The sequence below is a fragment of the Rhizobium sp. WSM4643 genome, from assembly GCF_025152745.1.
Taxonomy (GTDB): Bacteria; Pseudomonadota; Alphaproteobacteria; order Rhizobiales; family Rhizobiaceae; genus Rhizobium; species Rhizobium leguminosarum_I.
In genome coordinates, this window is sequence record NZ_CP104040.1 from 3,889,802 (window position 1) to 3,901,933 (window position 12,132).

At 60.9% G+C, this 12,132-nt stretch carries 12 protein-coding genes; 9 read left to right on the forward strand and 3 right to left on the reverse strand.

The genetic code is table 11. From position 1 onward, the window contains the following. The first annotated feature begins 6 nt into the window (after positions 1 to 6). Complete coding sequence (gene lysS / locus N1937_RS19280) at positions 7 to 1,503, forward strand: lysine--tRNA ligase (protein ID WP_260056771.1); 1,497 nt, start codon at positions 7 to 9, stop codon at positions 1,501 to 1,503. A gap of 267 nt (positions 1,504 to 1,770) precedes the next feature. Here the strand turns inward: lysS and N1937_RS19285 are convergent, their stop codons facing one another. Further along, entirely contained in the window at positions 1,771 to 2,523 is a 753-nt protein-coding gene (locus tag N1937_RS19285) for an SDR family NAD(P)-dependent oxidoreductase (RefSeq protein ID WP_260056772.1), read from the reverse strand. A 133-nt stretch (positions 2,524 to 2,656) separates the two neighbouring features. Here N1937_RS19285 and N1937_RS19290 point away from each other — a divergent pair, with 133 nt between their 5' ends. Continuing rightward, the gene (locus N1937_RS19290; protein WP_162119380.1) at positions 2,657 to 3,547 is read left to right on the forward strand and encodes an AraC family transcriptional regulator; all 891 of its coding nucleotides are present in this window, start codon (positions 2,657 to 2,659) and stop codon (positions 3,545 to 3,547) included. 12 nt (positions 3,548 to 3,559) lie between these two features. On the opposite strand, the gene N1937_RS19295 is transcribed toward N1937_RS19290, so the two are convergent. Next, complete coding sequence (locus tag N1937_RS19295) at positions 3,560 to 4,249, reverse strand: hypothetical protein (RefSeq protein WP_260056773.1); 690 nt, start codon at positions 4,247 to 4,249, stop codon at positions 3,560 to 3,562. Between the two features lie 179 nt (positions 4,250 to 4,428). Here N1937_RS19295 and N1937_RS19300 point away from each other — a divergent pair, with 179 nt between their 5' ends. From N1937_RS19300 to N1937_RS19325, 6 genes are all read left to right on the forward strand, one after another. Then, positions 4,429 to 5,337 carry a LysR family transcriptional regulator gene (locus N1937_RS19300; protein ID WP_003566676.1) on the forward strand — a complete coding sequence of 303 codons (909 nt, stop codon included), beginning with the start codon at positions 4,429 to 4,431 and terminating at the stop codon, positions 5,335 to 5,337. Positions 5,338 to 5,453: 116 nt separating this feature from the next. Further along, positions 5,454 to 6,614 carry an ABC transporter substrate-binding protein gene (locus tag N1937_RS19305; protein ID WP_260056774.1) on the forward strand — a complete coding sequence of 387 codons (1,161 nt, stop codon included), beginning with the start codon at positions 5,454 to 5,456 and terminating at the stop codon, positions 6,612 to 6,614. A gap of 226 nt (positions 6,615 to 6,840) precedes the next feature. Further along, positions 6,841 to 7,827: an ABC transporter ATP-binding protein gene (locus tag N1937_RS19310; RefSeq protein ID WP_260056775.1), complete on the forward strand. Its 987-nt coding sequence runs from the start codon at positions 6,841 to 6,843 to the stop codon at positions 7,825 to 7,827. After that, complete coding sequence (locus N1937_RS19315) at positions 7,824 to 8,789, forward strand: ABC transporter permease (RefSeq protein WP_162119101.1); 966 nt, start codon at positions 7,824 to 7,826, stop codon at positions 8,787 to 8,789. The genes N1937_RS19310 and N1937_RS19315 overlap by 4 nt, the downstream gene beginning before the upstream one ends. Beyond that, on the forward strand, positions 8,779 to 9,591 hold the full coding sequence (locus N1937_RS19320) for an ABC transporter permease (RefSeq protein WP_222294234.1): 813 nt from the start codon (positions 8,779 to 8,781) through the stop codon (positions 9,589 to 9,591). The genes N1937_RS19315 and N1937_RS19320 overlap by 11 nt, the downstream gene beginning before the upstream one ends. Positions 9,592 to 9,604: 13 nt before the next feature. After that, a complete protein-coding gene (locus N1937_RS19325) occupies positions 9,605 to 11,032 on the forward strand; it encodes a gamma-aminobutyraldehyde dehydrogenase (RefSeq protein WP_162119103.1) in 1,428 nt (475 codons plus the stop codon). Positions 11,033 to 11,111: 79 nt separating this feature from the next. On the opposite strand, the gene N1937_RS19330 is transcribed toward N1937_RS19325, so the two are convergent. Continuing rightward, a complete protein-coding gene (locus tag N1937_RS19330; RefSeq protein WP_260056776.1) occupies positions 11,112 to 11,735 on the reverse strand; it encodes a YjbE family putative metal transport protein in 624 nt (207 codons plus the stop codon). Between the two features lie 167 nt (positions 11,736 to 11,902). Between N1937_RS19330 and N1937_RS19335 the strand changes: the two genes are divergently transcribed. Beyond that, positions 11,903 to 12,076 carry a DUF1328 domain-containing protein gene (locus N1937_RS19335; RefSeq protein WP_004678026.1) on the forward strand — a complete coding sequence of 58 codons (174 nt, stop codon included), beginning with the start codon at positions 11,903 to 11,905 and terminating at the stop codon, positions 12,074 to 12,076. The last annotated feature ends 56 nt before the right edge of the window (positions 12,077 to 12,132 follow it).

The window sequence follows — 12,132 nt, forward strand, 5'->3', positions numbered from 1 at the left end:
TCGACAGTGGCTGACAACAAGACCGAAAACACCCTTTCCTCCGACGCCACGGAAGTGCGCGCCCAGAAGCTGAAGCTGCTGCGCGAGCAGATCGGCGAGGTCTATCCGGCGCATTTCCACCGCACGATGACCAATGCCGAGCTCATCGCGAAATACGAGAATCTGGAACCTGACGTCGAGACGCAGGATGTCGTCACCGTCGCCGGCCGCGTATACTCGTCGCGCAACTCCGGCATGTTCATGGACATCCACGATGCCGGCGGCAAGATCCAGATTTTCAGTCACAAGGACACGACCCCGGAAGAAGCCCGCGCCCTGCTGCCGATGATCGACATCGGCGACATCATCGGCGTCACCGGTATCGTGCGCCGCACCAAGCGGGGCGAGCTGACGATCAACGCGCAGACGATCACCATGCTAACGAAGTCGCTCTTACCGATGCCCGAGAAGTGGCACGGTCTCTCCGACATCGAACTGCGTTATCGCAAGCGCCATCTCGACATCATGACCAACGAGGATTCGAAACTCCGCTTCCAGCAGCGCTCGAAGATCCTGTCCGGCATCCGCCGCTTCATGGAAAATGACGGCTTCATGGAAGTCGAGACGCCGATGCTGCATTCGGTCTATGGCGGCGCCACCGCCGAGCCGTTCAAGACCCATCACAACACGCTGAAACTCGACATGTACCTGCGCATCGCGCCGGAACTGTTCCTCAAGCGCACGCTGGTCTCGGGGCTGACCGACAAGGTCTTCGAGATCAACCGGAACTTCCGCAACGAAGGCGTCTCCACCCGGCACAATCCCGAATTCACCATGATGGAGTGTTACTGGGCCTATGCCGATTATGAGGACATCATGGACCTCGTCGAGCGGCTGTTCGAGAATTTAGCGCTCTCCATTCACGGTGCGACGGAATTCCCCTTCGGCGACAAGACCATGTCCTTCAAGGGTCCGTTCAAGCGCGTTCCGATGCCGGATGCCGTCAAGGAAGCGACCGGCATCGACTTCCTCGCCATCAAGACCGATGAACAGGCGCGCGCCGCCGCCAAGGCTGCCGGCTTTGCGGTCGAGAAGGATTGGACCTGGGGCGAATGCCTCGCCTTCATCTTCGAGGAAAAGGTCGAATCCACGCTGATCCAGCCGTCGCATGTCACGCATTTCCCGAAGGACATTTCGCCCTTCGCCAAGGAAGTGCCGGGCGAGCCGCGCCTGGTCGAGCGCTTCGAGACCTATTGCAACGCCTGGGAACTCGGCAACGCCTTCTCGGAGCTGAACGATCCCGAGGAGCAGCGCCGCCGCATGGTCGAGCAGCTCGAACTGGCGCATGCCCGCGGCGAAAAGGAAAAGCAGCTGGACGAGGAATTCCTCGACGCCATCGACCAGGGCATGCCGCCGGCAGGTGGCCTCGGCATTGGCGTCGACCGTCTCATCATGCTTCTGACCAATGCGCCGTCGATCCGCGACGTCATTCTCTTCCCGGCCCGCCGCAACAAAGCCGACTGAGAACCACATTCTTTAACTGAAAAAACGGAGCGCCCGAAAGGACGCTCCGTTTTGTTTTAGGCAGGCTAGAGCAACTTCAGCAAAAGTGCGCAGCGGTCTTGCGTCCGGAATTGCGTGAACACAAAGAGATAGAGCACTTCCGTGATTCGAAGAAAAACGGAAGTGCTCTAGCGAAAACTCAGCCGACGGACGAAGACACAGTGGATTGGTCGATCACGGAATGACCTTATTTCATTGGCTTGTGAATGACCGCGTTCGTCTTCACACTTAGATCATGTAGCCGCCGGCGACTTCGATTGTCTGCGCATTGATCCATGCACCGTCGTCGGACGCGAGCATGGCGATGACGCGGCCGACATCCTCGGCTTCGCCGATACGGCCGAGAGCCGTCTGTGAGGCAAGCAATGCGGCGAACTCCGGGTTCTTGTCCAGCGCAGCGTCGGCAAGAATGGTGCGGATGGGACCGGGCGAGATAGCATTGGCGCGGATCCTGCGATCGCCGAACTCCTTCGCCTGATAGCGGGTCAACGTTTCAAGTCCGGACTTGAGGGCTGCATAGGGCGCGACACCTGCTGTTGCGACGCGAACCGAAGCGCTTGTTACATTGAGGATCACGCCGCCATCGACCATCAGCGGCAGCAAGGCCTGCGTCAGGAAGAACGGCCCTTTCAGGTGGACATTCATCAGAGCGTCGAACTGGCCTGTCGTCACCGTCTCCATGAGATTGAACATGCCGAAACCGGCATTGTTGACGAGGCAGTCAAACGTATTCCGGCCCCAATAAGTGGAAAGCAGCCGTTTCACCTCTGTCACGAAGGCCGGAAAGCTGTCGGCATCACCGACATCGAGGGCAAGCGCAACGGCTTGACCACCTTCTGCCTTGATCTCGGCGATGACGTCATCCGCACCTGGCTTGTGGCTGTTGTAGGTGAGGATGACACCCATGCCGCGCCTTGAGCATTCCTGCGCTGCCGATTGACCAATGCCACGGCTGCCGCCGGTAATGATTGCGATTTTCATCTCTGTCTCCTTTTGCTTCGATGGCCGGAAGCTATGGGAAACAGCCGGCCTGCACTCCGCCGGAAACTGCCTCGTTCTTGCCTATTCCTGCTTTTGCCTTGCGTCCCATCATTTGCTGGTCCAGGATTTCGCCATGCAAACGATGCTCGAAGAGATGCGCCGCTTGACGGCCCATGCTGAAAACCGCCCGACGGAAACCGGCATCCCCGGCATCCTGATGGTCAAGGGCGAGATCCCCGAACACAAGCTTGGCGCCGTCTATGAGCCGATGGTCAACCTGATCCTTGATGGCAGCAAGACGCTGACGATCGCCGGGCAAGACTATTATTACGATCCAGCGAGCTACTTCGTGATATCGATCGATGTGCCGGCGACGGGCATGGTGCAGCAGGCAGGTCCCGACCGGCCCTATATCGGCGTCAGCCTATCGCTCGATCCGGCAAGGGTCGCAGCGCTTCTCCTGGATCTTCCGCCGCAATCCTATCAGGAGGGACAAACCGGCGGCTATTCCGTCTGTCGCATGACGCCGGAACTTCTGGGTGCCTGGCTGAGGATGCTGCAGCTCATGGAGCGCCCACAGGATGTCCCTGCCCTTGCCCCGGCCTACGAACGCGAAATCCTCTATCGCGTGCTGCAGGGACCGCAGGGCTGGATGCTGCGCGATATCGCAGCACCTGATAGCGCCCTGTCGCGGATACGGCTCGCCATCCGCTGGGTTCGCGAACACTATTCGGAAGCGGTCGAGGTCGAAAAACTCGCCGCCCTCACCGCCATGAGCGTCTCGGCCTTTCATCGCCATTTCAAAGCTGTGACGGCGATGAGCCCGATCCAGTTCCAAAAGCGCATCCGCCTGTTGCAGGCCCGCCAGCTTCTGATTTCCCAATCCGGAAATGCATCCTCCGTCGCCTATTCCGTGGGCTACGAAAGCGCTTCCCAATTCACCAGGGAATATGCACGCTTCTTTGGCCAGCCGCCGGCGCGCGACGCCTCGCTGATAAGAGAAAATATCAGGCCTGCCGCCTGATGCTTTTTGGGTCTAGTGCCCGCTCTTGGCTGGCGGCGCCTCTTCGGCAGCGGCTTTTGCTGGAGTGGCTGCATCCTTGGGCGCTACGCCGTGCCCGCCGGCTGCCTTGCCCTCACCCTTTGTGGAAGCAACCGCGACCGGGTCGACGCAATCCTCGGGATCCTTGAAAGCGGCGCTGATCATGACGATCTCGTCAAACGGCATCTCTATCCGCTCGCCAAAGAACAGTCCGTTTTCGCTGGCCTTGCCGTCATAGTAGCGCGCTGTATAGGACTTGTCGTCGAGGCCGGGAACGGTCTTGTCGGGATGCGGGATATAGACGACATCGGCGCCGATCGCGCGGCCGCGAATGTCGGCACGCAACGTCGGGCCGTTCTCGTCGAGCACCACCACCTGGACCAGATCCGGCTTCTGCGCGGCATAAACGGCTTGGGCGACCCGAAGCGCGGTCTTGACGCGGGTCATCCCATCGGTCGGTTCGGTCTTGATGTATTTCCGCACCCAGACGTGGTCCTGCTTCCGGATCGTCACCAGGTTGACGTCGCTGCATTCGAGCCCGTAGCCACCATCAGTTGCACCGATCAGCCTGTCCTTGCCGACATAGACCGCCGCACCGCCGGACACGCCCATGAGAAGAGCGACTCCACCGATGATGATTGCCAATTTCCGGGAAGGCCGGAAGATGCGCAGTAAGGCCTTCACGCCAACTGCTCCGCCATCTGAAACTCCAACGCAGGACAAGTGCTAAGAACGCTAAGGAAATGACGTTTCCGAAAGTTTAAGTGGGCATGCGAAGCCTGACCCATTTTGGGAAAACACCAAAAAAGGTCCGCTTTTTCCGGCCGCTTGCCACAGCCTGTTCCGCCATGCTCTAAACGCCCATGGCCTTCACGCTTCGCCAGGTTCAATATTTCGTCGCCGTCGCCGAACAGGGTTCGGTGACGCGAGCCGCGCAGAATCTTTCGATCTCGCAATCCTCGGTGACGGAAGCACTGAAGGAGCTCGAAACCGACCTCGGCGTCGAGCTGTTCGAGCGCCATCCGCGCGGCCTGACGATCACCCATAACGGCCACCAATTCCTGCGTCACGCGACGAAGATCCTCGCCTCTGTCTCCGATGCTCGGACCAGCTTTTCCGGCCAGCAAAGCGCTCTTTCCGGCACGCTGAACATCGGCGTTACCTCGCTTGTCGCCGGCTACGTGCTCTCCGACCTGCTGGCGCGATACCGCCGCGCCTGTCCGGGCATCGAGGTCAGCGCTATCGAGGACAATGGCGGTTATCTCGAACATCTGCTGGTCGGCGGCGAATTGGATGTCGCCGTGATGGTGATATCAAACCTGCGCGACCGCATGGCGCTGCAGGCGGAAATCTTGGAGACCTCGCCCTATCGACTATGGCTGCCGATGGGCCATCCACTGGTGTCGGCCGACATCATCTCGGTCGCCGATATCGCCCGCGAACCGCTGATCATGCTGACGGTCGACGAAATCGAGGAGAATACCGGCAAGCTGCTCTCAGCCCTCGGCGCCCGCCCGCATGTCGCCTTCCGCACCCGCTCGGTGGAGGCGGTGCGCAGCCTGGTTGCGACAGGCGCCGGCGTGGCGCTGCTTCCCGATCTTGTCTACCGTCCATGGTCGCTGGAAGGCGACCGCATCGAGAGCCGCGACGTCTCCGGATCGCTGCCGGTCGTTCAGGTCGGCATGGTCTGGCGCAAAGGCTCCAGCCTGCCGCAGGCGGCGCGCGATTTCGTCGGTATCGCCGAGAGCTTAAGATCCGGTCGCATCCGCTGATATCGGAATTTCCGATATCGCCCTTCTGATAAATGAATTTGCGAAAGCGGCTTTTTCGCGTCACCTTTTCACCTGGGAACAAACCGCCACAGAAGTGGCAAACCGGGAGACGGATGATGACGAATCTGTTGAAATCCTGCACGGCAGCGCTCGCCTGCCTGAGCTTCGCGACACAGGGAATCGCCGCCGAACCGCTGAAGGCCTTGGGCAAGGGCGAAGGTGCAGTCAGCATCGTGGCCTGGGCCGGCTATATCGAGCGCGGCGAAACCGATAAGAATTACGACTGGGTCACCGATTTCGAAAAGGAGACCGGCTGCAAGGTCTCCGTCAAGACCGCCGCCACCTCCGATGAAATGGTATCGCTGATGAACGAGGGCGGCTTCGATCTCGTCACCGCATCGGGCGACGCCTCGCTCCGCCTCATCGCCGGCAAACGTGTCCAGCCGATCAACACCGATCTGATCCCGAGCTTCAAGACCGTCGACGAGCGCCTGCAGAACGGCCCGTGGTACACGGTCGGCGGCGTGCATTACGGCGTGCCCTATCTCTGGGGGCCGAACGTGCTGATGTACAATACCGACGCCTTCAAGGACAAGGCGCCGACCAGCTGGAATGTCGTCTTCGAAGAGCAGACGCTGCCCGACGGCAAGTCGAACAAGGGCCGCGTCCAGGCCTATGACGGCGCAATCTACATTGCCGACGCCGCGATGTATCTGATGGCCCATAAGCCGGATCTCGGCATCAAGGACCCCTACGAGCTGAACGAGGACCAGTACAAGGCCGCCCTCGACCTCTTGCGCGGCCAGCGCAAGCTCGTCTCGCGCTACTGGCACGACGCGATGATCCAGATCGACGATTTCAAGAACGAAGGCGTCGTCGCTTCCGGCTCCTGGCCCTTCCAGGTGAACCTGCTGCAGGCCGACAAGCAGAAGATCGCCTCCACCTTCCCGGATGAAGGCGTGACCGGCTGGGCCGATACCACCATGCTGCACGCCGACAGCGAGCATCCGAACTGCGCCTATATGTGGATGGAACATTCGCTGAAGGCCAAGGTCCAGGGCGACGCCGCCGCCTGGTTCGGCGCCGTTCCCTCCGTTCCCGCCGCCTGCAAGGGCAACGAACTGATGGGCGATGCCGGCTGCGCCACCAACGGCTTCGATCACTTCGACAAGATCAAGTTCTGGAAGACCCCGGTCGCCAAATGCGCCACCCAGAGCGAATGCGTGCCGTACCATCGTTGGGTGTCGGATTATATCGGCGTGATCGGCGGGCGGTAATTTACGTCCTCACCGAGATGACCGTTGTAGCGTGAGACCCCTTCCCAACCCCTCCCCACAAGGGAGGGGCTCCGAGTGGCACCGCCGAATTCCTGCCGAAACACCAAGGTATTTGCGAAAGGGGTACGGCAGATTAAGCCCCTTCCCCTCGTGGGGAGGGGTTTGGGGCGGGGTCATATGAACCAAGACCGCAGCCTTTCTAAAAGCAAAGAAGCCGGAGCCCCCAATGACGTCAGCCGTCCGTTTCCAGCAGGTATCGCGCCATTTCGGTCAGGTTCGCGCCGTCGACGGCGTCGATCTCGAGATTGCGCCGGGCGAGTTCTTCGCGATGCTTGGCCCCTCCGGCTCGGGCAAGACGACGTGCTTGCGATTGATAGCCGGCTTCGAACAGCCGACATCGGGCCATATCCAGATCTTCGGCGAGACGGCCGAGGGCGTCCCGCCCTATCGCCGCAACGTCAACACCGTATTCCAGGACTATGCGCTCTTCCCGCATCTGAACATCCTCGACAATGTCGCCTACGGGCTGATGGTCAAGGGCATCTGCAAGGCGGAACGGGTGAAGGCAGCAGGCGACGCCCTCGAGCTCGTCAAGCTGCCGGGTTACGGCGCCCGCCGCCCCGGCCAGCTGTCCGGTGGCCAGCGCCAGCGCGTGGCCCTGGCCCGCGCGCTCGTCAACAAGCCGAAGGTGCTGCTGCTCGACGAGCCGCTCGGCGCCCTGGACTTGAAACTGCGCGAACAGATGCAGGAGGAGTTGAAGAGCCTCCAGCGCGCGCTCGGCATCACCTTCATATTTGTCACCCACGATCAGGGCGAGGCCCTGTCCATGGCCGACCGCGTCGCCGTCTTCAACGATGGCAACATCGTGCAGGAGGGCACGCCGCAGGATATCTACCGCCGCCCGAAGAACCGCTTCGTCGCCGATTTCGTCGGCTCGTCGAACGTCATCGCGCCTGATCTGATGGCCTCGTTCGGCGGCGAAAGACGCTGGGCAAGCCTTCGTCCCGAAGCAATCCGGCTGGCAGGCGACGGCGTCGAGGCGCAGGTCGACAATGCGAGCTTCCTCGGCGCAGCCACGCGCCTCACCGTTGGCCTCCGGGGGGTGCGGCTGCATGTGATGCTGCCGGCGGGCGCAGATGTGCCTGTCATCGGCGCCGGCATACGCCTTGCTTGGCAGCCCGGCGATATCCACTACATGGATGACGCGGCATGACGGCGATCTTCATCACCTCCAATGAGGCGACATCGATTCTTCCGGGGCGCGGCGGCCTCTTCGGCCGGCTGTCCGATGTCTTCTGGCGGCATCCGAAACTGCTGCTCTTCCTGATGCTGACGCCGCCGCTGCTTTGGCTCGCCATCATCTATATCGGTTCGCTGCTCGCCCTGCTTCTGCAGAGTTTCTTTTCGATCGACGATTTCTCAGGCCTGGTGAATTACGAATTCACCCTTTCGACCTATGCGCAGCTTCTAAACCCGACGAATTTCGACATCATCATCCGCACTTTCGTCATGGCAGCGCTGGTGACCATCGCTTCCGCCTTGATCGCTTTCCCGATCGCCTACTACACAGCGCGTTATGCGCAAGGCAAATGGAAGGCGCTTTTCTATCTCGGCATCATGCTGCCGCTCTGGTCGAGCTATCTCGTCAAGATCTACGCCTGGAAGCTCATCCTCGCCAAGGAAGGCATCCTCACCTGGATCTTCGAGAAGGTGCATCTCTCCTGGCTGCTGGACGGTATCCTGAACCTGCCTGTTATCGGCGGCAATTCGCTCTCGGTGAGCTACCTCGGCACCTTCATCGTCTTCGTCTATATCTGGCTGCCTTATATGATCCTGCCGACACAGGCAGCCCTCGAGCGTGTGCCTGGCAACCTGATCGAGGCATCGTCCGATCTCGGTGCCACGCCGCGCCAGACCTTCCGCACCGTGCTGCTGCCGCTGGCATTGCCCGGCATCGTCGCCGGCTCGATCTTCACCTTCTCGCTGACATTGGGCGATTATATCATCCCGCAGATCATCGGCTCGTCCAGGCTCTTCATCGGCCAGGCGGTCTATACCCAGCAGGGAACGGCCGGCAACGTGCCGCTGGCGGCCGCTTTCTCCGTCGTGCCGATCGTCATCATGGCGCTCTATCTCTGGCTCGCCAAGAAACAGGGGGCCTTCGATGCGCTCTGACCTCAAGACATCGCCGCTTCCCCTGAAGATCGCAGCGGCCGGCGGGCTGCTCTTCCTACACCTGCCGATCCTCTTGATCTTCGTCTACGCCTTCACGACGGAGGAGAAGAGCTATCAGTGGCCGCCGCCTGGCCTGACGCTGCAATGGTTCACTGTCGCCTGGAACCGGCCGGATGTCTGGTCGGCGCTTGGGCTTTCCGTGCAGGTCGCCGTCATCGCGACGGCGATCGCGCTGGTGCTCGGCACGCTCTGTGCGGCAGCCGTCAGCCAGACGAAATTCTTCGGCCGCGAGGCGATCTCACTGCTCGTCATCCTGCCGATTGCGCTCCCCGGCATCATCACCGGCATTGCGCTGCGTTCCGCCTTCAGCCTGTTCGATATTCCGTTTTCGGTCTGGACCATCGTACTCGGTCACGCCACTTTCTGCGTCGTGGTCGTCTACAACAATGCGGTCGCCCGCTTCCGCCGCACCTCAGGCTCGCTGATCGAGGCCTCGATGGATCTCGGCGCCGACGGCTTTCAGACCTTCCGCCATATCATCCTGCCGAATATCGGCACCGCACTTCTTGCCGGCGGCATGCTCGCCTTCGCGCTGTCCTTCGACGAGGTCATCGTCACCACCTTCACCGGCGGCCAGCAATCGACCTTGCCGATCTGGATGCTCGAAGAGCTCATCCGCCCGCGCCAGCGCCCGGTCACCAACGTGGTCGCCATGGTCGTTGTGCTCGTTACCTTCCTGCCGATCCTGGCAGCCTATTACCTCACCCGCGACGGCGACCAGATCGCCGGCGGCGGCAAATAACAGGGAGAACATCATGGATATCCAAATGTTGATCGGTTCCCGCTTTGAAAAAGGCACGGAAACTGAAGAGCACGTCCTGAACCCAAAGACGGGCGAAACGGTGCTGGACCTTGCCGAAGCGTCGCTTTCCCAGGTCGACGCTGCCGTCGATGCCGCCGAAAAGGCCTTCAAGAGCTGGTCGCAGACAACGCCCGGTGAGCGCTCCGGCTACCTGCTGAAGATCGCCGATGCAATCGAAAAGGATGCCGTCGGCTTCGCCACGCTGGAAGCGCTGAACTGCGGGAAGCCGATCAATGCCGTGTTGAACGACGAAATCCCGGCGATCGTCGATTGTTATCGCTTTTTTGCAGGCGCCGTGCGCAACCTGCACGCACCGGCGGCCGGCGAATACCTGCCCGGCCACACCTCGATGATCCGTCGCGATCCAATCGGCATCGTCGGCTCGATCGCGCCGTGGAACTATCCGCTGATGATGATGGCTTGGAAGCTGGCGCCAGCGATCGCCGGCGGCAACACCGTCGTCTTCAAACCCTCGGAGCAGACGCCGTTGACGGCGCTGAAGATGGCCAAGCTACTCTCCGAAATCCTTCCCGAGGGCGTCGTCAACGTCATCCTCGGCCGCGGCGAAAGTGTCGGCAATGCGCTGATCAATCACGCCAAGATCGGCATGGTCTCGATCACCGGCGATGTCGCCACCGGCAAGAAGGTGCTGCAGGCTGCTGCCAAGACGGTCAAGCGCACGCATCTGGAACTCGGCGGCAAGGCTCCGGTCATCATCTTCGACGATGCCGATATCGATGCCGTCGTCGCAGGCATCCGCACCTTCGGCTATTACAATGCCGGCCAGGACTGCACGGCCGCCTGCCGCATCTATGCCGATGCCAAGGTCTACGACAATTTTGTCGCCGACCTCTCCTCCGCCGTCTCGAGCATCCGCTTCAACCAGGCCGACGATACCGAAAACGAGATCGGCCCACTGATCTCCAAGCGCCAGCGCGACCGCGTCGAAAGCTTCGTCGCCCGCGCTTCCGAGCACAAGCACATGGAAATCACCGCCGGTGGCAAGGTCTCCGGCGACAAGGGCTTCTTCTTCACCCCGACGGTCATCGCAGGCGCTACGCAGGACGACGAGATCGTCCGCCGCGAGGTCTTCGGCCCGGTCGTCTCGGTCACCCGCTTCTCCGATGCCGACGACGCAGTTGCCTGGGCAAACGACAGCGACTACGGCCTGGCCTCCTCCGTCTGGACCAAGGATATCGGTCGCGGCATGAAGACCGCCGCCCGCCTGCAATATGGCTGCACCTGGATCAACACGCATTTCATGCTGGTCAACGAGATGCCGCATGGCGGCCTCAAACAGTCGGGCTACGGCAAGGATATGTCGGTCTACGCGCTGGAAGATTACACGGCGGTGCGCCACGTGATGATCAATCACGGCTGACGGCGAAAGGATATCCCACGGATATGAAGCGCGCCTCCGGCCGAACGACTGCTCGACGCGACATCCGCCGCGGAATATCTCAAGCCGTGTGGCCGTAAAGCGCCAGCAATTGTTCGCCGCCGCTCCAGACCATGTCGAACGCGACATAGACGATGATCGCAAGGCCGATCCAGCCGATCCACCTGAAGCGGTTGAGCAGCTTGGCGACGAAATTCAACGCGACGCCCATCAGCAGCACCGAAAGGAGGAGGCCGAAGATTAACGCGTTTGTGTTCTCTTTCGCAGCACCGGCAACGGCGAGCACATTGTCCAGCGACATCGAGACGTCGGCGAAGATGATCTGGCCGATCGCCTGCCGGAAGAGCTTCGGCTTGATATGGGAGACCGCATCGCCGGCATGAGCTTCCTCCGCTTCCGCCGAGAGCAGCTCGCAGCCCATCGTCCAGCAGATCCACAGCAGCATCAGGCCGCCGGCAAGCGTGATGCCGGTGATGACAAGAAGCCTGGCAGCGATAATGGCGAAGATGATGCGGATGACGGCCGCCGCTGCAATGCCGACGGCGATCGCCTTGCCGCGCAGCTCGCTGACGAGGCCGGCAGCGGCCATGCCGATGACGATGACATTGTCTGCCGACAGCAGGAGGTTGATCATGATGACTTCGAAATAGGCGGAGATTGTATGTTGGTCCAGAAAAGCTGGCATGATGGCGGAGCTTTCATCGATGGGCAAATCGACAATCTCTTGAAACAGATCGTATAGGCTTTGAAAAGAGCCTCATTTACCCAGGGAGAACGCCAGCCCATTTCAAATGAACTGGAACAATTTGCCGGTTGCTGCGTCTTTCCCAGGCAACCGCAAAGGATGACGTCATGTTGAAATGGGCTCTGATATTTTTCGTGATTTCGATCATCGCCGGCTTCTTCGGTTTCTCCGGCGTCTCCGCCGCCACCGCGACGATAGCCCGCGTTCTCTTCGGCATCGCGCTGGTGATCTTCCTGATCTTCCTCGTCCTTGCACTGATGGCCGGCCAGGCGGTTCTGTAAGCGGACGGACGGCTCAGCGCAGCCTGAGGCATGTCGCGCAAAAAGTGTGCGGCGGC